A 21,876-nucleotide genomic window follows, 5' to 3' on the forward strand; every position below is an offset into this window, starting at 1 on the left:
GCCGTGGGCTTTATTGGCAGTCAGTCAGGCAACGCCTTACTGAGGCTTGGCTTCAGTTTTAGGTTTGCCGAAGTGCCACTCGTAAACCACAAATTTGAAGTCTTTCAAGTCGCCCTTGGCGTCGAAGCTCAGGTCGCCAGTCGGGGTTTTGAAGGAACCTGCGTGGATGGCAGCAGCCACTTTGGCAGGGTCTTCGCTCTTGGCAGCAGTGATACCACCAGCGATGACTTCAACAGCCGAGTAGGCCGGGAACACGAACGGACCGCTTGGGTCTTCTTTCTTGGCTTTGAACGCATCAGCCAGGGCGATGTTGGCCGGATCCTGGTCGAAGGATTTCGGCAGGGTTACCAGCAGACCTTCGGAAGCGTCTTTGGCAATCTGCGAAATGGAGTCGTTACCCACGCCTTCCGGACCCATGAACTTGGCTTTCAGGCCTTTTTCCTGGGCTTGACGCAGGATCAGACCCAGCTCCGGGTGGTAGCCGCCGTAGTAGACGAAGTCGACGTTGGCTTGCTTGAGCTTGGAGATCATCGAAGAGAAGTCTTTGTCGCCGGCGTTGATGCCTTCGAACACGGCAACCTTGACGTTTTTGCCTTCCAGGGTTTTCTTCACGGCGGTGGCGATGCCTTCACCGTATTGCTGTTTGTCGTGCAGAACAGCAACGATCTTCGGTTTTACGAAGTCGGCAATGTAGTTACCGGCGGCAGGGCCCTGGGCGCTGTCCAGACCGATAGTACGGAAGATCATTTTGTAACCGCGATTGGTGATGTCCGGGCTGGTGGCAGCCGGGGTGATCATGATCACGCCTTCGTCTTCGTAAATGTCCGAAGCCGGTTGAGTGGAGCTGGAGCACAGGTGACCGACCACGAACTTGACGCCGTCGTTGACGACTTTGTTCGCAACCGCTACCGCTTGTTTTGGATCACATGCGTCATCGTATTCAACGGCTTCGAGTTTCTTGCCGTCTACGCCGCCTTTGGCGTTGATCTGTTCGATGGCCATTTTGGCGCCACTGAACTGCATGTCGCCGTATTGGGCTACAGGGCCGGTTTTAGGGCCGGCGATGCCGATCTTGATGGTGTCAGCTGCGAACGAATGGCTGGCAACCCCGGCCAGAACCATAGCGGCAAACAGTTTGGAAATCTGCTTAGTAGCCTTAGTCATAGTGCTCCACTCTTACTGTTGTAGTTTTTATAGTCCTGGCGCCGTAGCAGCAGAACCGGGTCAGATATCTTCGATATCCTCCGGAAAATGCCCCCGGCAACTGTACCGGTACAGTGTAGAGCGCCAATTGTTAGCCTGGGAAGCTGGCGCCAGGGGGCAAAACCTGAGGGTGTCGCTTTATTGAAAGAAAAAGACAGAATGGCGGCGGGGGTTATAGCTGAAATATCAGCAATCCTTGGCTTTCCTGCTGTTTTCAATCGATCACTCAATTGCATCCGGGTTTTTCTGCCAGACCACCGACGTTATGATTGCGTCAATTTCTTTTCCGGACAGGACCCATGACTCAAGAACCTAGCACCCTCTATGCCAAGCTGCTTGGTGAAACCGCATCTATTACCTGGAAGGAGCTTGAGCCGTTCTTCGCCAAGGGTGCCCTATTGTGGGTCGATCCCGATCTGGATTTGATTGCTGCAGCGGAGGCAGTCGCGACCGATGACGGCGAGAAAGTGGCAGCCTGGCTGGCCGCCGACAAGGTCGCCAAGCTGTCTGAAACGCGGGCGCTGGATCTTTTCGAACGCGATCCGGAGCTGTGGGCAGTGGTCGTTTCGCCATGGATTCTGATCCAGGAAAGGGCGACGAGCTGAAAGCTTGCACTTGATTGGTGCATGACTTTGTCGGGCAAAAGTGTGTAGCCGAGTAGCGTGATGGCATGTTGCCGTAGAGAAAGGCCACAGAAGGGTCTTGGCGAGGGTGACGTAAACGTAACGGGAACAGTTTAAGGGGCAGCCTGATGGCTGCTTAATTGTTTCTGAATGTTGGATTTTGCGGTGAATCTACCGCCGCCTTCGCGAGCAGGCTCGCTCCCACAGGGATCAGTGACGACCTTGTGGGAGCGAGCCTGCTCGCGAATGGGGGCGACGCGGTTTTAGAAGGTTTTACCGGTATGGTTATTCAGCGAAATAACCTTGGTCTTGCCAATCCGGTGACGGTAGATCTCGCGCAAGTACTTGATCGCCTTCTTCACGCAGTCCCGGGACAGACGAATGTCATTGATCGAGACGAACTTGTCTTTGTCGTTGATTAGCTCGCGGTACTTCTTCTCGTACATCGGTTTGATCGCGTACCAGTTGGTGTCGAGGATCTTCGCCGGGTTCTCGAATTCATTCAGTAGTTCGTCGATCCGGTCCTCGTCAAACTCTTCATTGATGATGAAGTCCAGGATCGAGTTATCCAGAGTCTCGTCAAAGCGGTACGGGTTTTTCGCGAAGCAACGCTTGATGAAGGCCACGATCAGCGTCAGGAAGTCGTCCGACAGGCACGGGCTCTTGGCGATCAGGGTGGTCAGCGACAGGTTGGCCGAGGCGCCGATGACCAACGCATAGCGCTTGAGCGTGGTGTTCGGGAACAGGCTGTTGAGGTGGGTCTTCAACCGGTTCAAGTCCATGTAGGACAGCTTGTAGTCCTTTGGCAGCGAAACAATCGAGACCACCGACGAGCAGTTCTTGAAAAAGTGCAGGTCGTGCAACGCGGCCGCGTCGTATCCCGAATTCTTGTACTGCTCCAGCGAGGCGCGATAGCGCTTGGATTCGATCGGCAACAAGCTGATGCCTTCGATCGCCTGGGTCACTTTGTTGAAGTGCGGCAAGTCGATGGAGCGGAAGAACAGATCGTCGATGTTCAGGCGCTGCGGTTCTTTCTCGAACACCTTGAACTTGTCGCTGCTCGGCGGCGGGGTTTCCGGCACCACGGACTCGGCGTAGGCAATCGCTACGGGGCCGGCCAGACTCATGAACAGGTCGTTGGCGTCCAGGCGAATGGTTTCGCCAATGTCGATGCCGGCCCGACGGAAATAGTTCTGGTCGTAGTCGGTGGTGACCGCTTGCGCCGTCAGAATGTTGAAGATCTGCTGTGAGATGTACTGGTTGGCGTGCTTTTCCATCGCGTTGACGTCGATGTTCTGAATGTTGCCGTCATCGCTTTCTTCGGCGTAACGCATGATGTCGTTGGAGATCAGCATCATCGCGTTCCATGGGCGGATACGGCCCATGACACTGGCTTCGCTGCTGTCTTCGTTGGCGAAGTTGTAGGAGAAGTCCCACTCTTCCGACAGGTATTTGCACAGCAGGCGACCGGCGTTGATGTGCAACGCTTCGGACATTTCGCTGCGGTGATCGGAAATGTTCGGCAACACGCAAATGCCACTGGTGAAGATCGGTTCGAAGACGAAGGAATGACCGCTTTTGCCGTCGTGCTCGTCCATCGGTTTGGTATCGAACGTCTTGTTCATGTACGAGTGCTGCTGGGCCAGGCCGAATTCCGAGGCCATGCCCGAACCGGTACCGCCACCGGCGCTGAAAATCGAGAAGTACAGGCGCGACTGGTTGGCCTTGATCCCGCAGCTATCGATCAGGTACGAATGAATCATCTTCCAGTCAGGGCTGGAGAAACGCTGGGTGTCCTTGTTCAGGATGATCTTGGCCAGGTACTGACCGAGGATCGGCGCGTTACCGGCGCCACCGGCGTGGACTTCCGACAAGTCCATGATCTTCATTTTGCTGTAGTCGCGCAGGAAGCCGCTTTTTTCGCCTTTGCGCGAGAAACGGATGCGGCCGGCGATGTCTTTGTCCAGGTCGCCGAGCATGACCAGCGGTTCTACCAGAAACACCGGTTTGCTGGCCTTGTTCGAACCCAGGCGCAGGTTGTTGCGAATCCACTGTGCCGGGCTGTAGCCCTTTTCGGCGAAGCGTTTGTCCGGCGAAGGACGGTCTTCGTTATTGAATTCGTTGAGGTAGAACTTGCGGGCGTTGTACACCAGCTCCGCCACGTCCAGCGCGATGTTCGAACCGCAGCGGCCCAGGCCGATCAGGCACACCGACGGGAATTCCTGATCGCTGTGATGTTCACTGTCGCCTTCCAGATGCGGTGGGCGCGGGAACACCATGTCGCGCAGACCGTCGAGATTATCGAGAATGCGGTCGGTATTGGTTTCGGTGAAGTACAGGTATTGCTGAGTCGCCAACGGGCGCGATGGCGTCAATGGCTTCGACGGTGCGGGGCTGTTTGCCGCGGGGCTCAGCGTCAGATCGGATATCGCAGTGGCCGGATTATTTTTAGAAGTCATTGTGCGCCATGTACCTGGGCTGGTTGGTTGAGCGACACGATGTCGTCGAACCATCACGGATGGGATCTCGCGTCTTTTTTCTGCGCGTATTTGGCCCAAGCGTCAGGGCCTTGGCCTGAGCATCGCTCGGGGGAATCCTTTCCTAAGTCATGATGAATCGGCCAATATTCGACGATCTTTAATCAAAAGGAGGCCAAATGATGGCAACGTTACCTTCGCTCGGGTTTGCCGGGATCGGCTTGATGGGTTTGCCGATGTGCCAGCGACTGCTGGCAGCGGGTTATCCGCTGACGGTGTGGAACCGCAATCCAGCCAAGTGCGCGCCGCTGGTCGAGGGAGGTGCACGACAGGTCGCCACGTCGGCTGAGCTGTGTCAGCACGCCGACGTGGTGATGTTGTGCCTGGCGGACACCTCGGTGGTTCGTGAGGTGGTGTTTGGCGTGGCAGGGATTGCGCAAGGTGCGAAAAGCGGTCAATTGCTGGTGGATTTTTCCAGCCTGGAACCTACCGCGACGCGGGGAATGGCGACAGCGTTGGTCAGCCAAACCGGCATGAGCTGGCTGGATGCACCCGTGTCCGGCGGAGTGGTTGGCGCCGAGGCCGGCAGCCTGGCGATCATGGTGGGCGGTGAAACGGCGGATCTTGAGCGCGTCAGGCCTGTGCTGTTGAGCCTCGGCCAGCGCGTGACCCACATGGGCGCCGTCGGAGCGGGGCAGGTGACCAAGGCCTGCAATCAGATGATCGTCGCCTGCAACGCGCTGGTGATCGCTGAAGTGGTGGCGTTGGCCGAGCGTTCCGGGGTGCAGGCCAGTCTGATCGCAGAGGCGCTGGCAGGCGGGTTTGCCGATTCAAAGCCCTTGCAGATCCTGGCTCCGCAAATGGCCGAAAGCCGTTTCGAACCGGTGAAATGGCATGTGCGCACGCTGCTCAAGGACCTCGACACCGCGGTGAAGTTTTCCCGTGAGCAAGGCTCGGCCACGCCGATCAGTGGACTGGCCGCACAACTGATGCGACTGCATGGGAGCCAGGGATTCCTGGAAAAAGATCCGTCGACGCTAGTGCAGTTGTACCGCGAGCCAGACTCAAAGGGCTGACACTGTGCGGGTGCTTGCGCTGGTTGATTTCGCTCAGCACGGGACGCAATTGCGCCAGCGGTACCGGACGACTGAGCAGGTAGCCCTGCACGAAGTCGCAGCCGTTACGCTCCAGAAACTCGTATTGCTCAAGGGTTTCGACGCCTTCGGTCACCACCTGCAAATGCAGCGTGTGGGCCATGACGATGATCGCTTGAACGATTTCCATGTCCTGGGTGGCCTTGGGAATGTCCTGGATGAACGAGCGGTCGATCTTCAGCGTGTTGAGTGGCAGCCGTTTGAGATAGGCCAGTGATGAGTAACCGGTGCCGAAGTCATCAATCGACAGCGACACGCCGAGGGCACGAATCTGGCGCAGCAACACCAGCGTATCGGCGATGTTGCCCATCAGCGCATTTTCGGTCACTTCCAGCTCCAGCCGCTGCGGCGCCACTCCGGCGACCCGCAGCGCGTGTTCGATTTCATCGGCCAATTCGTCGCGCGCCAGGTTCAGGGGTGAGCAGTTCACGGCGATGTGGAGTTCCTCGCAACCCTGGCGCGACAACTCGCCCAGATCCTCACAGGCTTTGCGCAGGACCCAGTTGTCCAGTTCGGCGATCAGGCCGTTGGCCTCGGCGATGGCAATGAACCGGTCCGGTGCCAGCAGTCCGTGAACCGGATGTTGCCAGCGGATCAGCGCTTCAAGTTTGCTGACCTGAGCGGTTTTCAGGTCATAGATCGGTTGGTAATAGAGCATCAGCCCGGTGTTTTCGCGCAGGGCGTGGCGCAGCTCTTCTTCCAGTTGCAGTTCCAGCGTCGCGCGGGTTTTCAGGTTTTCGCTGAAGAAATTCAGGCCATTGCGCCCGCTGTCCTTGGACTGATACAGCGCCAGGTCAGCGTTTTTCAGTAACTCTTCACAGGTCTTGCCATCTTCCGGAAACACGCTGATGCCGATACTGGTGGTCATGACCATGCGCCGCCCGGACAGCTCGATGGGCTCCTTCATTTTCGCCATGATGCGCTGGGCCATGTGCCGCGCTTCATCACGATCATGCAGGCCGATGAGGATGCAAAACTCGTCGCCTCCGAAGCGCGCAACCACATCTTCGTGGCTGCGCACCGAACACTTTATGTGGTTGGCCAGGACTTTGAGCAATTCGTCGCCGGCATCATGGCCGAGGCTGTCGTTGATCCGCTTGAAATGGTCGATGTCCAGGAACAGCACCGCCAGCATGCCGCCTTCGTTGGTTTTCTCGATGAGTTTCTCGGCAAAAATCTGATTGAAGCCACGACGGTTGATCAGGTTGGTCAGGGGGTCGTAGTGCGCCACCTGTTGTAACGACATCCTCGCCTGGTCCAGTTGACTGAGCAGGGCGTTGACCCGTTGCAGGTCGCGCTCCTTGTTTTGCAGTTTCTTGTCCGCCAGCGCCGCGCTGATGCTGCTGCCGATGATCAGCAGCGTCATGACCGCCACCGTCAGACCCAGTTGCAGATGATTGTTTTCGCCGGGCAGCGGCTGGAGGCTGTCGGCGGGCAGCACCAGATTGAGCGCTGCCATGCCAGTGAAGTGCATGCTGACGATACCGGCCCCGAGCACCAGGCTGGCGGTGTATTTGAGTAGTTGATGTAACACACCGCTGCCTTCGCGCAGGTGACTGGAAATCAACAATGCGGCCAGGCTTGCGCCAATCGCGATCACGATGGAGAGGGCAAACAGGGCGGGTTGGTAATAGGCCGTCGCAACCGAACGCATGGCGGCCATGCCCATGTAGTGCATGGTCGCGATGCCCAGGCCAATCCACACGGCGGCCCGCAAGTATTGCCAGAAACTCAGATGAGGATGGCTGAGGGTATGCATCGCCAGCCACGAGGCCGTCAGCGCGAACAACAGTGAGATCAGAGTGATGGGCAGCTGGTAATGGATTTCGATCGGCGCCTGGAACGCCAGCATGCTGATGAAGTGCATGGCCCAGATACCGCCCGCCAGACACCCGGCACCGATCCAGCACCAGAGACGCTGGGACGCTGATTTTTCTGCATGGCCAACTCGTTCGGTTATGTCCAGCGTGGCGAAGCCGGCCACACAGGCGACCACATAGGCCAGTAACACCAGAAAGGGGTTATGAGCGCAATTGAGTATGACCTGCCCGAACTCTGGTAGTTGGGTAGTGAAATATAAAGCAGGCCACTCCATCGTACGCCCCGCATCCATTATTCTGGCCAACACCATGAACCTGGTGAATGCGTTGGAGTATAGGTGTCATGCACAGAGTGCAAGCGGTAGTGGCATATTGGTTCTAATGATTTTGGAATGAGCCTCTGAATTTTTAGAAATAAAATGTTGCATGGGCGGCGCCTCATTACATGGGGCGCTATCACCTTTACAAATAATGACAGACAGCTCTGGCGGGCCTGACTAGATTGCAGGTTCCGGGCTCGGATGCGCTGGCAGTGAAGCCCTAAAAACAATAAAAGAGACGGACCCATGCAGAACTCGACCCAAGCGGCGAATGCCTGGCGCATTCTGTTCCTGCTGTTCCTGGCCAACCTGTTCAACTTCTTCGATCGCACCATTCCGGCCATCATCATCGAACCGATCCGCATGGAATGGCACCTCAGCGACTTTCAGCTGGGGATCATCGGTACCGCATTCACCCTTGTTTATGCCATTGCCGGCCTGCCGCTGGGACGGATGGCCGATACCGGTTCGCGCAGTAAATTGATGGGCTGGGGCCTGGCGGCGTGGAGCGGGCTGACGGCGGTCAACGGCCTGGTGGGGAGTTTCTGGGCTTTCCTGATCGTGCGCATGGGCATCGGCATCGGTGAAGCCAGTTACGCACCGGCCGCCAACTCGCTGATCGGCGACCTGTTTCCGGCCCACCGTCGGGCGCGGGCGATGGGCATTTTCATGCTCGGCTTGCCGCTGGGGTTGCTGTTGGCGTTCTTCACCATCGGCGCCATGGTCAAGGCGTTCGACAGCTGGCGCGCGCCGTTCTTTATCGCGGCAGTGCCGGGGCTGATCCTGGCGATCTTCATGTTCTACATCAAAGAACCGAAACGCGGCGCCGCGGAGAGTGTGCAGGTTTCTCAGGAGCGCGTAGACCGGCCGATCCGTCGGGTGCTGGCGGTGCCGACTTTCCTGTGGCTGGTGATGGCGGGGCTGTGCTTCAACTTCGCCACGTATGCCTGCAACTCGTTTCTGGTGCCGATGTTGCAGCGCTATTTCCTGATGCCGTTACAGGAAGCGGCGGTGGCGACCGGGGTGATCGTCGGCGTGACCGGGTTGTTCGGCCTGACACTGGGCGGTTGGGTCGCGGACAAGATTCACCAGCGGGTGGCCAATGGGCGACTGCTGTTTGCCGCGTTCAGCTTGATCATCTCGACGGTGTGCACGGCTTGGGCGCTGCATGCCGGGCGGATCGAGATCGGGGTATTTGTGGCGGTGTTCAGTGTGGGCTGGTTGTTTGCCTACAACTTCTACACCTGCGTTTACACCGCCATTCAGGACGTAGTCGAGCCGCGCTTGCGGGCTACGGCCATGGCGCTGTTCTTTGCCGGGTTGTATTTGCTGGGGGGTGGTTTGGGGCCAGTGGTAGTGGGCGCATTGTCCGACCACTTTGCACATACGGCGATGCTCTCGGCCGGTGCTGACCAGATGACCGAGGCGTTCAAGGCTGTCGGCTTGCATGACGCGATGTATTTGATCCCGGTGGCGCTGTTTTTCACCATGGTGTTTCTGTTCCTGGCTTCGCGGTGTTTTGTGCGCGATGCCAAGCGGATGAAGGAAGGGTTGGTGGCGGTGGTTGAGCCTGTGGGTTCTGCGGTGACTGCCTAATGGCCTTCGCGAGCAGGCTCGCTCCCACAGGGGATTTGTGAACGCCACAGAACCAGTGTGGGAGCGAGCCTGCTCGCGAAGAGGTCATCAGCAGCACAGCAACAATCAAGCAGACAAAAAAAGGCCCGCATCGCTGCGGGCCTTCTTTTTATAGCGGGGTGGAGCAGGGGATTTAGCCCGCCACCAACACCCGAATCGCTTCCAGTCGCAGCGCAGCCTTGTCGAGCATGGCCAGGCCTTGCTCGCGTTGCTTGCGCAGGGCAATCAGTTCGCTGTCGCGCACGGTCGGGTTGACCGCTTGCAACGCAGTCAGGCGCGCCAGTTCTTCGTCGGTGTCGGCGGCCAGACGACGCTGCGCCTCAGCCACGCGCTCGGCGTGACGCGGGAAGATCTTCTCTTCGCCGGCGTTGATCCGTGGCGTCAGCTGATCGCGCTGGGCCTGGATGAACTTGTTGGCGCTGGCACGCGGCACGCTTTCCAGCTGATCGTTAAGGGTTTCGAACGACACACGGGCCGACAGGTCGTTGCCATTGGCATCGAGCAGGCAGCGCAGGGCGGCCGGTGGCAGGTAACGGCCCAGTTGCAGCGAGCGCGGGGCAACCACTTCGCTGACGTAGAGCAGTTCCAGCAGCACGGTGCCGGGCTTCAGCGCCTTGTTCTTGATCAGCGCCACGGCGGTGTTGCCCATGGAACCGGACAAGACCAGGTCCATGCCGCCCTGAACCATCGGGTGTTCCCAGGTAATGAACTGCATGTCTTCGCGAGACAGCGCCTGGTTGCGATCGTAAGTGATGGTCACGCCTTCGTCGTCGCCCAGCGGGAAGCTGGCGTCGAGCATTTTTTCGCTCGGCTTGAGGATCAGCGCGTTTTCCGAATGGTCTTCGCTGTCGATGCCGAAGGCGTCGAACAGGGTTTCCATGTAGATCGGCAGGGCGAACTGGTCGTCTTGCTCAAGGATGTCCTCGACCAGTGCATCACCTTCGCCAGCGCCGCCGGAATTGAGTTCCAGCAAGCGGTCACGGCCGGTGTGCAGCTCGGCTTCCAGGCGTTCGCGCTCGGCGCGGGCTTCGTCGATCAGCGCTTGCCACTCGCCGTCGTCGGCATTTTCCAGCAGCGGCAGCAGGCGCGGGCCGAACTGATGCTGCAGGGCGTTGCCGGTCGGGCAGGTGTTGAGGAACGCATTCAGCGCTTCGTGGTACCACTGGAACAGACGCTCTTGCGGGCTGGTTTCCAGGTACGGCACGTGCAGTTCGATGATGTGCTTCTGGCCGATCCGGTCCAGACGACCAATACGCTGCTCCAGCAGGTCCGGGTGCGATGGCAGATCGAACAGCACCAGGTGGTGCGAGAACTGGAAGTTACGACCTTCACTGCCGATTTCCGAGCAGATCAACACTTGCGCGCCAAATTCTTCGTCGGCGAAGTAGGCGGCAGCGCGGTCACGCTCAAGGATGTTCATGCCTTCGTGGAAGACGGTGGCCGGGATGCCGGAACGCACGCGCAGGGCGTCTTCCAGGTCCATGGCGGTTTCAGCATGGGCGCAGATCACCAGCACTTTGGTGCGCTTGAGCATCTTCAGCGTGTCGATCAGCCACTCGACGCGCGGGTCGAATTTCCACCAGCGTTCTTCTTCATTGGCGTCCGGCTGAGCCTGGAAGCTGACTTCCGGGTACAGCTCGGCGTGATCACCCAATGGCAATTCGAGGTATTCGTCGGGGCATGGCAGCGGGTACGGGTGCAGTTTGCGCTCCGGGAAACCCTGCACGGCGGCGCGGGTGTTACGGAACAGCACGCGGCCGGTGCCATGGCGGTCGAGCAGTTCGCGGACCAGGCGGGCGGCGGCTTCGGTGTCGCCATCGTTGACCGCAGTCAGTAGCGCTTCGCCTTCGTTGCCGAGGAAACCGTGAATGGTCTTGTGCGCTTCAGGCGACAGGCGCCCCTTGTCCAGCAGCTCCTGGACGGCTTCGGCCACCGGGCGATAGTTTTCGCTCTCGGCGCGGAAGGCGTGCAGGTCATGGAAACGGTTCGGGTCGAGCAGGCGCAGACGCGCAAAGTGGCTGTCCTGGCCCAGTTGTTCCGGGGTCGCGGTCAGCAGCAGGACGCCGGGAATGACTTCGGCCAGTTGTTCAACCAGCGAGTATTCCGGGCTGGCCTTGTCTTCATGCCACACCAGGTGGTGCGCTTCGTCGACGACCATCAGGTCCCAACCGGCGGCGAACAGCGCGTCCTGGGCCTTCTCGTCTTCCACTAGCCACTCGAGTGCAACCAGCGCGAGCTGGGTGTCTTCGAACGGGTTGGCGGCATCGCTTTCGATGAAGCGTTCTTCGTCGAACAGCGCGACTTGCAGGTTGAAGCGGCGGCGCATCTCGACCAGCCACTGGTGCTGAAGGTTCTCCGGAACCAGGATCAGCACGCGGTTGGCGCGGCCCGAGAGCAGTTGGCGATGGATCACCAGACCGGCTTCGATGGTTTTGCCCAGGCCCACTTCGTCTGCCAGCAATACCCGCGGCGCAATGCGGTCGGCGACTTCACGGGCGATGTGCAGCTGGTGCGCGATCGGTTGCGCACGCACGCCACCCAGGCCCCAAAGCGCGGACTGCAATTGGCGGCTGGTGTGTTCCAGGGTGTTGTATCGCAGGGAGAACCAGGCCAGCGGGTCGATCTGCCCGGCGAACAAACGATCGCTGGCCAGGCGGAACTGAATGAAGTTCGACAGTTGGGTTTCCGGCAGGGTAACCACTTCGTTATGCCCGTTGAGGCCGTGGTAAACCAGCAAGCCGTCGACGTCGTCGACTTCTTGTACGGTCAGTTTCCAGCCTTCGAAGTGAGTGATCGAGTCACCCGGCGAAAACCGCACGCGGGTGAGGGGCGCATTCCGTAGCGCGTACTGGCGAGTCTCGCCAGTGGCCGGGTAGAGCACGGTCAACAAGCGGCCGTCCTGTGCCAGAACGGTGCCTAAACCCAGCTCGGCTTCGCTGTCACTGATCCAGCGTTGCCCCGGTTGATACTGCTGCGCCATGCTGCCTGACTCCCACCTTGAAAAAGCGGGCTATCTTAACGGAATCGGCCCTCCAGACCAAAAGGTTTACGGCACAGGAGCTGCCGAAGGCTGCGATCTTTTGATCTTGGGGAACGCTTGAGTTCTATGTTGTCCGATAAAGATCGCAGCCTGCGGCAGCTCCTACAAGTGCCAAACGGGTCACAGTTTGCGACCGATGGCTCAAGTCGCCATCCCCGCAGCCGACAGCCTGCTGACAGGAGACTAATAATTATGCTGCCACCGATGCTCCCCTTGAGTGCCGTGCCAATCACCTCACAGCAGGATCCGATTCGCCAGCGGCCGGATATTCCGCCCGTGGTGCCGGTGCAGGAAAGCTCCAACGAAAGCACCATCGACCTGCAACAGCGCGATCCGGAAGAGGCGGCGTTTCAGCTGCGCGAGGAACAGCGCCGCAAGCAGGAACAGCAAAGGCGCCGCCGTGAAGCCGATGAAGATCCTGAAGAGCACCTGGCGATTCCCGGTGACGAGCTCAACGCTGACAATACCGTGCCAGTGGCGCCATTGATGGAAGATCAGCCACGGCAGGGTTTGTGGGTCGATATCCAGATTTGAGGTCACGGCTGGTCAGCGCCGCGATCAGACCGCATTATTGGCACATCCTTGCCTGCAGATGCGGCAACTGAATTTCATTCCAGGCGATGCACTGAGCACCATGAGCCAAGACGACAAGCTGATCGATCTCAACGCCGAACGCGCCAAGCGGGTTCATGACCTTAATGAAAAGCGCCTGAACGAAGTGCGCCAGGCGTTCGAGCACGCCATGCCGTTGGGTAAAGCGAAGAAAAAGCCGAAGAACAAACCGAAAAAGCGTTGAAACACCCTGCATCTGTTGATGCAGGTCAGTTATTTCCCCTCCTTTACGCCCAGTCTCGGGCGACATTGATCCCGGTCAATTTTTTCCCCTGCCTGATTGGTTAACTTAGCCCTATCGCAACAGAGCAAGTGCAGGAGGCCAGTCATGTTTTTCGACAACGTGGTGATCGCCGGAGTGCTGACAGTCGGCCTCATGGTTCTGTTTTTTGCAGGGTTTGGATATTTCATCTGGAAGGATTCGCATAAGCGCAAACCGTAGGTCCTTCTGGAAGCAATGAGCACGCAAGGCATTTTGGGCAACTTCGGTTGCCCTTTTTTTTGCCTGCGAAAATCTGTCGGATGTACATAGAACTACTGTGGGAGCGGCGGTGCGGCGATCCCACCGTTGATCGGTGGTGTAGCGAAGATTGCGGCATAAAAAAGGCGCGAACCTCACGGAACGCGCCTTTTTTTTAGCAGCGATGTATCAGCTGCCCAGTGCCTTAGACGCCAGCCAGAACAGGCCGGCCGACAGGCCCACTGTGGCTGGCAGGGTCAGGACCCAGGCCAGTAGGATGGTTTTGACCGTGCCACCTTGCAGGCCGCTTTTATTGGCGACCATGGTGCCGGCCACGCCCGAGGACAGGACGTGGGTGGTGGAGACCGGCAGGCTGAAGATGTTGGCCAGGCCGATCATGCACGCGGTGGTGATCTGTGCAGACATGCCTTGAGCGTAGGTCATGCCTTGCTTGCCGATCTTCTCGCCGATGGTCAGAACCACGCGCTTCCAGCCGACCATGGTGCCCAGGCCGAGTGCCAGGGCGACCGCGAGAATCACCCAGAACGGGGCATATTCGGTGGTGGTGGTCAGGTCTTTGCGCAGCTTGTCCAGGTCAGCCTTTTCACGGGGGGCGAGGCCAGGCAGCTTGCCCACTTTCTTCGCCGTGTCGTCCAGGCAGAGCAGATAACGACGCACTTCGATGCGGCTTTCAGACGGCAGCGAATGGTAGTCCGCTACACCTTTAAGGGTGCCGAGCAGGGCGGTGATGGTCGGTTCGGTCTGTTGCGGGTTGCAACGGAATTTCTCCGGCAGATCGCCTTCCACGCTTTTGCCCAAGGCCAGGTACTCACCCAGCGTTTCGGCATTGCGCTTATAGAACTGACTCAGGTGCAGGGTCGCATCGCGGGTCCGCTCGATCTGATAAGTCGTGCTGCTCAGGTCGAGTACGAACTGCGCCGGCACGATACCGATCAGCACCAGCATGATCAGGCCGATGCCTTTCTGGCCATCGTTGGAACCGTGCACGAAGCTCACGGCCATGGCCGAGATCACCAGTACCAGACGGTTCCAGAACGGTGGGTGCTTCTTGTCATCGAGCTTGCGGCGCTGGTCCGGCGTCTTGTGCATCTTCGACAGTGGGCGCCACCATTTCAGTCCGATCAGCACCAGAGCGGCAACGATGAAACCGGCCATTGGCGAGAACACCAGGGACGCACCGATATCAATTGCCTTCTGCCAGTTCACGCCATCAGCCAACGGAATATCGTTGATCAAGGCGTTGGCAAGGCCGACACCGAGGATCGACCCGATCAGCGTATGGGAGCTGGAAGCCGGGATACCGAAATACCAGGTGCCCAGGTTCCAGGTGATGGCTGCGGCGAGCAGCGAGAACACCATGGCCAGCCCGTGACCGGTGTTCACATTGATCAGCAGCTCTACCGGCAGCAGGTGGACGATGGCATACGCCACGCCGACACCGCCCAGCAGCACGCCGAGAAAGTTGAACACACCGGAAAAGAACACCGCCAGATGGGGCGGCATGGCTTTGGTGTAGATAACAGTGGCCACCGCGTTAGCGGTGTCATGAAAGCCGTTGATGAACTCGAAGGCGAGGACAAAGGCCAGGGCGAGCAAGAGGCTCACAAGCACCCAAGCATCTAGTCCGCTGAATAAATCGATCATGAAGGTTTTCTGACCCGGTCGTAAGGGGGCGCGATTATGCCAGAAAAGACTGCAAATCGATGCACTAGGTGCTCATCGGTAACATTCTTCAACGAATTAATTTGTGACAGCAGCCCAAGGCCCAGGTTTTTACTGGGTTTTGCAAGTCATTGAATTTCTTTGAAAAGGCCGCAGCCACAAGGCGTCCTCTCGTAGAAACAAGAGGTTTTAACGCTTGTGTGAAATATCTGAAAAGAGGGCCAGACATGCGCCATTTGCCTCATCCGGTGGGTGAGGTGGCCGCTGCCCGCTGGTAGCGGGCGCGAAAGGCATCATCGATACATCCCGTTTTTAACGGGTGCAGACGCAGACCCTTGAAAGGATTCAGGCCGAGGGCTTATGGCTCTTCGGCTTTGAGTTCCTTTTCCATTTTCTGCAATTCTTGAGTGAAAGCCTGATCCTGAACGGTGGCGCGTTTACGCCAGGGTTTGCGTTCCGGTTCGGGCTGAGCGGCGTAGGTGGTGACTTCCCCGCCATAAACTTCCTTGTAACGTTGTTCCTGGCGCTCAAGTTCCGCGCGCAGTTCGTCTTTCGTCACAGTGCTACCTGATTGAGTTGAGATAAACTCTGGTGAAACGCGCTGCATCAAATGTATTTGACCACGCTCGCCGAAAGGACAAGACCCGCAAAGGCATCATTTTTTACGGCATTGCGATCAATTACTTCCATGTTGCAGGCGGCCACGGCACCAGAGATAAACAGCTGACGTAGCATCAGTTTCCTGTTTCAGCGAACGCCTTGGCTAAGCATATGAAATAAATGTCAGGCGCTTGCTGCGGGTAACGGCGATGGAACATCGCGCTACCGGGTGGCGGAATCGGCAATTAAAAACCGGACACCACTGAATTGCATTATAGCGGTCGATTCGAAGAACACTATCACCAAAGAGTTAAAAGTGGGTCTTGATGTGTGATTGTTTTGTTACTCGCAACTTTATACGGCTAACTAGGTCGTTCGGCGGCACGACGTTACAGTGATGCCTTTCTGACGCCATTAAGTCGAACAAGTTAGGACAATTACATCGACCCTTTTAGTCTGCGTCAGAGCCAGTGTAAAAATAGGTGCAAGCCCGTTCAATAATCGGCTGGTCCGATTGCGATTATCGGTCGATGGTTCGATAATCGAACAGTCTTGGCTGTCCGGGGTTGTGTGAGGGACCGGCTGACGCTTGTAATAGCCGCTGAACCGTGTGGGAAAAGGACCTTATATGAACGATCAAATGCGCAATTCCTTCGCTTCAGTGGCGCCGCCGATCGTTGCCTCGCCCGCCAAGCGGATCCAGGCACTGACTGGCGACCCGGATTTCATGACATCCCTGGCCCGTGGCCTGGCCGTGGTGCAAGCGTTCCAGGAGCGCAAACGTCACCTCACCATCGCCCAGATCAGCCACCGCACGGAAATTCCCCGCGCCGCTGTGCGACGTTGCCTGCACACGCTGATCAAACTCGGCTACGCCACTACCGACGGCCGCACGTATTCGCTGCTGCCCAAAGTACTGACGCTTGGCCATGCCTATGTGTCCTCGACGCCGCTGGCGGTTTCCGCTCAGCCTTACCTGGACCGCATGAGCGAGCAACTTCATGAAGCCTGCAACATGGCCACTCTGGAAGGCGATGACATCTTGTACATCGCTCGTTCGGCCACCACCCAGCGACTGATTTCCGTTGACCTGTCGGTGGGTGGACGTCTGCCCGCCTATTGCACTTCAATGGGCCGGATTCTTCTCGCGGCGCTGGACGATACATCATTGCGCGAGTACCTCGACCATGCAGAGCTGCAAGCCAAGACCAGCCGAACCCTGCACACCCCCGAGGCGTTGCTCGAATGCCTGCAAGAGGTGAGACAGCAAGGTTGGTGCATTGTCGATCAGGAACTGGAGCAGGGCCTGCGCTCGATTGCCGTTCCGGTGTACGACGCTTCCGGCCAAGTCGTAGCGGCGCTAAACGTCAGTACCCACGCCGGTCGAGTCAGCCGCAACGAGCTGGAACAACGTTTCCTGCCTGGCCTTCTGAGCGCGAGTCGCGATCTCAGCGCGCAACTCTTCGCCTAAGCTGTTCGATAAACGCACAGAGTCGCGTTTATCGAATTGACGCTCTTTCCCTTGGATCATTAATGTCGCGGCAGCGTCATCCGGCGCTGCTGTTCTCGCTCCATTGCCGGACGACGACCCCAATAATAATGAGAAGAGGCACCTCCCATGCGTACGTTTCCCGACTGTCGCTGTTCCCATCGGTTTCCCTGCCGGAACCGCATCGCCTGATTCCGACACCTCTTTCTTGTGACAGTGTCAGCCTTGGCTGGCACCTGTCCGACTGCGTTCTTTGCGTGGAATAAAAATAATGAACCAGCCTCAGTCTGCTGTAGGAAACTGCCTCGACGTGCAGTCCTTCATCAATGCTCAACCCATTTCGCGCTACCAATGGCGAGTGGTGATCCTGTGTTTCCTGATTGTTTTCCTCGACGGCCTCGACACGGCGGCCATGGGTTTCATCGCGCCCGCCCTGTCTCAGGATTGGGGCATCGACCGCGCCAGTCTCGGCCCGGTGATGAGCGCGGCGTTGATCGGCATGGTCTTCGGTGCACTGGGTTCTGGCCCATTGGCTGACCGCTTCGGGCGAAAAATCGTACTGGTGGGCGCGGTCCTGTTGTTCGGCGCGTTCAGCCTGGCTTCGGCGTACAGCACCAACGTCGATCAGTTGCTGGTGCTGCGATTCCTCACCGGCCTGGGCCTTGGTGCCGGCATGCCGAACGCCACGACGCTACTGTCCGAATACACCCCGGAGCGCAAGAAATCCCTGCTGGTGACCAGCATGTTCTGCGGCTTCAACCTCGGCATGGCGGGCGGCGGTTTCATTTCCGCCAAACTGATTCCGGCCTTTGGTTGGCACAGTCTGCTGATGATCGGCGGGATATTGCCGCTGATCCTCGCCGTCGTTTTGCTGTTCTGGTTGCCGGAATCGGCACGCTACCTCGTTGTCCGCAATCGCGGCACTGACAAAGTGCGCAAGACCCTGGCGCCAATCGATCCAATCGTCGTCGCCCAGGCTGCGAGCTTCAGCGTGCCGGAACAGAAAACCGTGAAGGCGCGCAACGTGTTCGCGGTGATCTTCTCCGGCACCTACAGCACCGGCACCTTGTTGCTGTGGCTGACCTACTTCATGGGGCTGGTGATTGTTTATCTGCTGACCAGTTGGCTGCCGACGCTGATGCGTGACAGCGGCGCGAGTATGGAGCAGGCCGCGTTCATTGGCGCGTTGTTCCAGTTTGGCGGGGTGTTGAGCGCGGTGGGCGTGGGCTGGGCGATGGACCGGTTCAATCCGCACAAGGTTATCGGCATTTTCTATCTATTCGCCGGGGTATTTGCCTACGCGGTAGGGCAGAGTCTGGGCAACATAACGCTATTGGCGACGTTGGTGCTCGTGGCCGGGATGTGCGTCAACGGCGCGCAATCGGCGATGCCTTCACTGGCGGCGCGGTTTTATCCGACGCAGGGGCGGGCGACCGGGGTGTCGTGGATGCTCGGGATTGGCCGCTTTGGCGCGATTCTCGGTGCATGGATGGGCGCAACGCTGCTGGGGCTGGGTTGGAACTTCGAGCAGGTACTGACAGCGCTGGTGATTCCAGCGGCATTGGCAACCACGGCGGTGGTGATCAAGGGCATGGTCAGCCATGCGGATGCGACCTGACAGTCTGATCCTGAATCTCAAGTGGTTTTGATGGCCTCTTCGCGAGCAGGCTCGCTCCCACGGTTGATCGCGTTCCCCTGTGGGAGCGAGCCGGCTCCGGGCGGCGTTCCGTCGAAGCTTTTGGGGATCGGTAGGCAGACAACAATGTGTTCGATAATCGAACGATTAGTCGATTATCGGATTGTTTGGCGTTTTTAAGGGGCTTACTCTTCAGTCATTCCGGCGCTGCGCATCGCGCCTTTTTCTTCCACTGTCGGTTCATAACAAAACGGGAGCCTGCCCCATGGCTGAAATCCTTTCGCTGCACGACGCGGTGAAGCAATTCGTAAACGACGGCGATACGGTCGCGCTCGAAGGCTTCACTCATCTGATCCCTACGGCGGCGGGTCACGAAATCATTCGCCAGGGCAAGAAAGACCTGACCCTGGTGCGGATGACGCCTGACCTGATCTACGATCAGTTGATCGGCGCCGGTTGCGCTCGCAAGTTGATTTTCTCCTGGGGCGGCAACCCGGGCGTCGGTTCGCTGCACCGTCTGCGTGACGCCGTCGAGAAGCAGTGGCCCCATGCGCTGGAAATCGAAGAACACAGCCATGCCGACCTGGCCAATGCCTACGTCGCTGGCGCCTCCGGCCTACCGTTCGCGGTGCTGCGTGCCTACGCCGGTTCCGACCTGCCGAAGGTCAACCCGCTGATCAAAACCGTCACCTGCCCATTCACCGGTGAAGTATTGGCGGCCGTGCCTTCGGTGCGCCCGGACATCACCGTGATTCACGCGCAGAAGGCTGACCGCAAAGGCAACGTACTGTTGTGGGGCATTCTCGGTGTGCAGAAAGAAGCCGCACTGGCCGCCAAACGCTGCATCGTCACCGTCGAAGAAATCGTCGACGACCTCAATGCACCGATGAACTCCTGCGTGCTGCCGACCTGGGCCTTGAGCGCAGTCTGCCACGTTCCCGGCGGTGCGCATCCGTCCTACGCTCACGGCTACAACGAGCGTGATAACCGTTTCTACCAGGCCTGGGACCCGATTGCCCGCGACCGTGAAACCTTCACCGCGTGGATTAACGAGTACATCCACGGCTGCGCTGACTTCAGCGAGTTCCAGGCCAAACTGGCCGCTGCTTCGGAGGCCAAGTAATGACTTACACCACCAATGAAATGATGACCGTCGCCGCTGCCCGCCGTCTGAAAAACGGTTCGGTGTGCTTCGTCGGCATCGGCCTGCCGTCGAAAGCCGCCAATCTGGCGCGTCTTACTTCCTCGCCAGATGTAGTCCTGATCTATGAATCGGGTCCGATCGGTGCCAAGCCAAGCGTACTGCCGCTGTCGATCGGTGACGGTGAGCTGGCGGAAACCGCTGACACTGTCGTCCCGACCGGTGAGATTTTTCGCTATTGGTTGCAGGGCGGGCGCATCGACGTCGGTTTCCTCGGCGCAGCACAAGTCGACCGCTTCGGCAACATCAACACCACCGTGGTGGGCGACTACCATCAGCCGAAAGTCCGCCTGCCGGGTGCCGGCGGTGCGCCGGAGATCGCTGGCTCGGCCAAAAGCGTGCTGATCATCCTCAAGCAGTCGGCGCGTTCCTTTGTCGACAAACTCGACTTCATTACCTCGGTCGGCCATGGCGAGGGCGGTGATTCGCGCAAGCGTCTCGGCCTGCCGGGCGCCGGTCCGGTCGGCATTATTACCGACCTGTGCATCATGGAACCGGAAGCGGATACCCATGAATTCGTGGTCACCGCGCTGCACCCAGGCGTGACGCGTGAACAAGTGGTCGCCGCCACCGGTTGGGCGATTCGCTTCGCCGACACGGTTGAAAACACCGCCGAGCCCACCGAGGTCGAACTGAAGGCGCTCAGGGATCTGGAAGCCCGCACCGCGGCGGCCCACGGCCAAGCACCCGGAGAAGCCTGATGCGCGACGTTTATATCTGCGACGCGATTCGCACCCCCATCGGCCGTTTCGGCGGTGGCCTGTCGGCGGTTCGCGCCGACGACCTGGCCGCCGTGCCGATCAAGGCATTGATGGAGCGCAACCCGTCGGTGGACTGGAACGCGGTGGACGAGGTGTTCCTCGGCTGCGCCAATCAGGCCGGCGAAGACAACCGCAACGTGGCGCGCATGGCGCTGTTGTTGGCGGGCCTGCCGGAAACCATTCCGGGCGTGACCCTCAATCGCCTCTGCGCCTCGGGGATGGATGCCATTGGTACCGCCTTCCGCGCCATCGCCAGCGGTGAAATGGAGCTGGCGATTGCCGGCGGCGTCGAGTCGATGTCCCGCGCGCCGTTCGTGATGGGCAAGGCGGATGCGGCGTTCTCGCGCAACATGAAGCTGGAAGACACCACCATCGGCTGGCGTTTCATCAACCCGTTGATGAAAGCCCAATACGGCGTGGATGCGATGCCGCAGACCGCCGACAACGTGGCAGACGACTACGAAGTTTCCCGCGAGGATCAGGACGCTTTCGCACTGCGCAGTCAGCAGCGGACAGCCGCCGCGCAAGCCGCAGGATTTTTCGCCGAAGAAATCGTTGAAGTGCGCATTGCCCACAAGAAGGGTGAAAGTGTCGTCAGCCAGGATGAGCATCCTCGCGCCGACACCACGCTGGAAACCCTGGCCAAACTGAAACCGGTCAATGGTCCCGACAAAACCGTCACCGCCGGCAATGCTTCCGGGGTGAACGACGGTGCTGCGGCGTTGATTCTGGCCTCCGGCGACGCCGTGAAAAAGCACGGGCTGACCGCCCGCGCCAAAGTGCTGGGCATGTCCAGTGCCGGTGTTGCACCGCGTGTAATGGGCATCGGCCCGGTACCGGCGGTGCGCAAACTGACCGAGCGCCTCGGCCTGGCCGTCAGCGATTTCGATGTGATCGAACTCAACGAAGCGTTCGCCAGCCAGGGTTTGGCGGTGCTGCGCGAACTGGGGCTGGCGGACGACGCGGCCCAGGTCAACCCGAACGGTGGCGCCATTGCCTTGGGCCATCCGTTAGGCATGAGCGGCGCCCGCCTGGTACTGACTGCGCTGCATCAGCTGGAAAAGACCGGTGGCAAGAAAGGTCTGGCGACCATGTGCGTCGGCGTTGGCCAAGGTCTGGCCTTGGCGATCGAACGGGTCTGACACGCGGCGTGACTAATAAG

General features: G+C 59.0%; 18 protein-coding genes. 11 read left to right on the forward strand and 7 right to left on the reverse strand.

Features of this window, described 5'->3' with window-relative positions; all coding sequences use genetic code 11:
* Window positions 1-36: 36 nt before the first annotated feature.
* A complete protein-coding gene (locus JFU47_RS23830) occupies window positions 37-1,164 on the reverse strand; it encodes a branched-chain amino acid ABC transporter substrate-binding protein (RefSeq protein ID WP_123366878.1) in 1,128 nt (375 codons plus the stop codon).
* Between the two features lie 338 nt (window positions 1,165-1,502).
* Between JFU47_RS23830 and JFU47_RS23835 the strand changes: the two genes are divergently transcribed.
* Window positions 1,503-1,808 (forward strand): DUF2288 domain-containing protein, encoded by a 306-nt coding sequence (locus JFU47_RS23835; protein ID WP_201186031.1) that lies wholly within the window; start codon window positions 1,503-1,505, stop codon window positions 1,806-1,808.
* A gap of 281 nt (window positions 1,809-2,089) precedes the next feature.
* On the opposite strand, the gene JFU47_RS23840 is transcribed toward JFU47_RS23835, so the two are convergent.
* Window positions 2,090-4,285: a hypothetical protein gene (locus JFU47_RS23840; protein ID WP_201186033.1), complete on the reverse strand. Its 2,196-nt coding sequence runs from the start codon at window positions 4,283-4,285 to the stop codon at window positions 2,090-2,092.
* Between the two features lie 197 nt (window positions 4,286-4,482).
* On the opposite strand from JFU47_RS23840, the gene JFU47_RS23845 reads away from it, so the two are divergent.
* Complete coding sequence (locus JFU47_RS23845) at window positions 4,483-5,379, forward strand: NAD(P)-dependent oxidoreductase (protein WP_201186035.1); 897 nt, start codon at window positions 4,483-4,485, stop codon at window positions 5,377-5,379.
* Here JFU47_RS23845 and JFU47_RS23850 read toward each other — a convergent pair.
* Window positions 5,270-7,552, reverse strand: a complete 2,283-nt coding sequence (locus JFU47_RS23850) for a putative bifunctional diguanylate cyclase/phosphodiesterase (RefSeq protein ID WP_201186037.1) — start codon at window positions 7,550-7,552, stop codon at window positions 5,270-5,272. The two genes, JFU47_RS23845 and JFU47_RS23850, sit on opposite strands and share 110 nt — an antisense overlap.
* 291 nt (window positions 7,553-7,843) lie before the next feature.
* On the opposite strand from JFU47_RS23850, the gene JFU47_RS23855 reads away from it, so the two are divergent.
* Window positions 7,844-9,193, forward strand: coding sequence for a spinster family MFS transporter (locus tag JFU47_RS23855; RefSeq protein WP_201186039.1), 1,350 nt, complete (start codon window positions 7,844-7,846; stop codon window positions 9,191-9,193).
* A gap of 172 nt (window positions 9,194-9,365) precedes the next feature.
* On the opposite strand, the gene rapA is transcribed toward JFU47_RS23855, so the two are convergent.
* Window positions 9,366-12,212 (reverse strand): RNA polymerase-associated protein RapA, encoded by a 2,847-nt coding sequence (rapA, locus tag JFU47_RS23860; protein ID WP_201186041.1) that lies wholly within the window; start codon window positions 12,210-12,212, stop codon window positions 9,366-9,368.
* A 252-nt stretch (window positions 12,213-12,464) separates the two neighbouring features.
* Between rapA and JFU47_RS23865 the strand changes: the two genes are divergently transcribed.
* From JFU47_RS23865 to ccoM, 3 genes are all read left to right on the forward strand, one after another.
* Window positions 12,465-12,806 (forward strand): aspartate-semialdehyde dehydrogenase, encoded by a 342-nt coding sequence (locus JFU47_RS23865; protein ID WP_095128015.1) that lies wholly within the window; start codon window positions 12,465-12,467, stop codon window positions 12,804-12,806.
* Window positions 12,807-12,906: 100 nt separating this feature from the next.
* On the forward strand, window positions 12,907-13,068 hold the full coding sequence (locus JFU47_RS23870; RefSeq protein WP_095128014.1) for a hypothetical protein: 162 nt from the start codon (window positions 12,907-12,909) through the stop codon (window positions 13,066-13,068).
* A gap of 144 nt (window positions 13,069-13,212) precedes the next feature.
* Window positions 13,213-13,326, forward strand: a complete 114-nt coding sequence (gene ccoM / locus JFU47_RS33395) for a cytochrome c oxidase subunit CcoM (RefSeq protein WP_054046898.1) — start codon at window positions 13,213-13,215, stop codon at window positions 13,324-13,326.
* A 207-nt stretch (window positions 13,327-13,533) separates the two neighbouring features.
* On the opposite strand, the gene JFU47_RS23875 is transcribed toward ccoM, so the two are convergent.
* From JFU47_RS23875 to JFU47_RS33300, 3 genes are all read right to left on the reverse strand, one after another.
* Window positions 13,534-15,009, reverse strand: a complete 1,476-nt coding sequence (locus JFU47_RS23875) for an inorganic phosphate transporter (RefSeq protein WP_123366871.1) — start codon at window positions 15,007-15,009, stop codon at window positions 13,534-13,536.
* A 376-nt stretch (window positions 15,010-15,385) separates the two neighbouring features.
* Window positions 15,386-15,586 carry a hypothetical protein gene (locus tag JFU47_RS23880; protein ID WP_007935837.1) on the reverse strand — a complete coding sequence of 67 codons (201 nt, stop codon included), beginning with the start codon at window positions 15,584-15,586 and terminating at the stop codon, window positions 15,386-15,388.
* 47 nt (window positions 15,587-15,633) lie between these two features.
* Complete coding sequence (locus JFU47_RS33300) at window positions 15,634-15,762, reverse strand: hypothetical protein (protein WP_259696353.1); 129 nt, start codon at window positions 15,760-15,762, stop codon at window positions 15,634-15,636.
* A gap of 493 nt (window positions 15,763-16,255) precedes the next feature.
* Between JFU47_RS33300 and pcaR the strand changes: the two genes are divergently transcribed.
* The 5 genes from pcaR (at window position 16,256) to pcaF (ending at window position 21,856) form a co-directional block, all read left to right on the forward strand.
* A complete protein-coding gene (pcaR, locus tag JFU47_RS23885; protein WP_008147316.1) occupies window positions 16,256-17,098 on the forward strand; it encodes a pca regulon transcriptional regulator PcaR in 843 nt (280 codons plus the stop codon).
* Between the two features lie 289 nt (window positions 17,099-17,387).
* Window positions 17,388-18,734: an MFS transporter gene (locus JFU47_RS23890; protein ID WP_201186043.1), complete on the forward strand. Its 1,347-nt coding sequence runs from the start codon at window positions 17,388-17,390 to the stop codon at window positions 18,732-18,734.
* Window positions 18,735-19,017: 283 nt separating this feature from the next.
* On the forward strand, window positions 19,018-19,875 hold the full coding sequence (locus JFU47_RS23895; RefSeq protein WP_007947285.1) for a CoA transferase subunit A: 858 nt from the start codon (window positions 19,018-19,020) through the stop codon (window positions 19,873-19,875).
* Window positions 19,875-20,654, forward strand: coding sequence for a CoA-transferase subunit beta (locus JFU47_RS23900; RefSeq protein ID WP_140677521.1), 780 nt, complete (start codon window positions 19,875-19,877; stop codon window positions 20,652-20,654). Before JFU47_RS23895 ends, JFU47_RS23900 begins: the two co-directional genes overlap by 1 nt.
* Complete coding sequence (gene pcaF / locus JFU47_RS23905; RefSeq protein ID WP_191623471.1) at window positions 20,651-21,856, forward strand: 3-oxoadipyl-CoA thiolase; 1,206 nt, start codon at window positions 20,651-20,653, stop codon at window positions 21,854-21,856. Before JFU47_RS23900 ends, pcaF begins: the two co-directional genes overlap by 4 nt.
* The last annotated feature ends 20 nt before the right edge of the window (window positions 21,857-21,876 follow it).

Origin of the sequence: Pseudomonas sp. TH39(2020), assembly GCF_016650715.1 — a bacterium.
GTDB classification, from domain to species: Bacteria; Pseudomonadota; Gammaproteobacteria; order Pseudomonadales; family Pseudomonadaceae; genus Aquipseudomonas; species Aquipseudomonas mandelii_C.

Bases quoted from the DNA above. Each gene is read 5' to 3' on its own strand.
- JFU47_RS23830 (WP_123366878.1), bottom strand. From the start codon at position 1,164: ATGACTAAGGCTACTAAGCAGATTTCCAAACTGTTTGCCGCTATGGTT.
- JFU47_RS23835 (WP_201186031.1), top strand. From the start codon at position 1,503: ATGACTCAAGAACCTAGCACCCTCTATGCCAAGCTGCTTGGTGAAACC.
- JFU47_RS23840 (WP_201186033.1), bottom strand. From the start codon at position 4,285: ATGACTTCTAAAAATAATCCGGCCACTGCGATATCCGATCTGACGCTG.
- JFU47_RS23845 (WP_201186035.1), top strand. From the start codon at position 4,483: ATGATGGCAACGTTACCTTCGCTCGGGTTTGCCGGGATCGGCTTGATG.
- JFU47_RS23850 (WP_201186037.1), bottom strand. From the start codon at position 7,552: ATGGAGTGGCCTGCTTTATATTTCACTACCCAACTACCAGAGTTCGGG.
- JFU47_RS23855 (WP_201186039.1), top strand. From the start codon at position 7,844: ATGCAGAACTCGACCCAAGCGGCGAATGCCTGGCGCATTCTGTTCCTG.
- rapA (WP_201186041.1), bottom strand. From the start codon at position 12,212: ATGGCGCAGCAGTATCAACCGGGGCAACGCTGGATCAGTGACAGCGAA.
- JFU47_RS23865 (WP_095128015.1), top strand. From the start codon at position 12,465: ATGCTGCCACCGATGCTCCCCTTGAGTGCCGTGCCAATCACCTCACAG.
- JFU47_RS23870 (WP_095128014.1), top strand. From the start codon at position 12,907: ATGAGCCAAGACGACAAGCTGATCGATCTCAACGCCGAACGCGCCAAG.
- ccoM (WP_054046898.1), top strand. From the start codon at position 13,213: ATGTTTTTCGACAACGTGGTGATCGCCGGAGTGCTGACAGTCGGCCTC.
- JFU47_RS23875 (WP_123366871.1), bottom strand. From the start codon at position 15,009: ATGATCGATTTATTCAGCGGACTAGATGCTTGGGTGCTTGTGAGCCTC.
- JFU47_RS33300 (WP_259696353.1), bottom strand. From the start codon at position 15,762: ATGCTACGTCAGCTGTTTATCTCTGGTGCCGTGGCCGCCTGCAACATG.
- pcaR (WP_008147316.1), top strand. From the start codon at position 16,256: ATGAACGATCAAATGCGCAATTCCTTCGCTTCAGTGGCGCCGCCGATC.
- JFU47_RS23890 (WP_201186043.1), top strand. From the start codon at position 17,388: ATGAACCAGCCTCAGTCTGCTGTAGGAAACTGCCTCGACGTGCAGTCC.
- JFU47_RS23895 (WP_007947285.1), top strand. From the start codon at position 19,018: ATGGCTGAAATCCTTTCGCTGCACGACGCGGTGAAGCAATTCGTAAAC.
- JFU47_RS23900 (WP_140677521.1), top strand. From the start codon at position 19,875: ATGACTTACACCACCAATGAAATGATGACCGTCGCCGCTGCCCGCCGT.